The following is a 510-nucleotide window of genomic DNA, read 5'->3' as shown; positions in this document are numbered from 1 at the left end:
AAAATAGAGATTAAGACACGCCGTTTGTCTGATCATGTATTTGGAGGCGAATACCACTCTACCTTCAAAGGGCGTGGTATGACGTTTTCTGAAGTACGCCAGTATCAATTTGGTGATGATGTTAGAAACATAGACTGGAATGTTACAGCCAGATACAATGAGCCATTTGTAAAAGTTTTTGAAGAAGAACGCGAATTAACCATGATGCTTATGGTTGATGTTTCAGGCTCAGAATTTTTTGGTACCGAGCAGCAATTTAAAAACGAAGTAGTTACCGAAATTGCAGCAACTTTAGCATTTTCGGCCACACAAAATAACGATAAAATAGGGCTTATTTTATTTTCTGATAAAGTAGAACTTTACATTCCGCCAAAGAAAGGGCGGTCGCATGTACTCAGAATTATACGTGAATTAATAGAGTTTCAGCCAGAAAGTAAACAAACAAATGTTGCCGAGGCTTTAAAATTCTTATCAAACGTTATGAAAAAGAAAGCCATAGTATTTATACTT

General features: G+C 36.3%; 1 protein-coding gene. It reads left to right on the top strand.

What is annotated here, in order from left to right; genetic code table 11:
* Positions 1-510, top strand: a 510-nt coding sequence (locus FUA24_RS11030; RefSeq protein ID WP_246147023.1) for a DUF58 domain-containing protein, incomplete at both ends; no start/stop codon positions are given.

The sequence above is a fragment of the Seonamhaeicola marinus genome (assembly GCF_008085455.1).
Note: the sequence above shows the minus strand (reverse complement) of the source record. Positions and strands in the feature narration are given on the sequence as shown.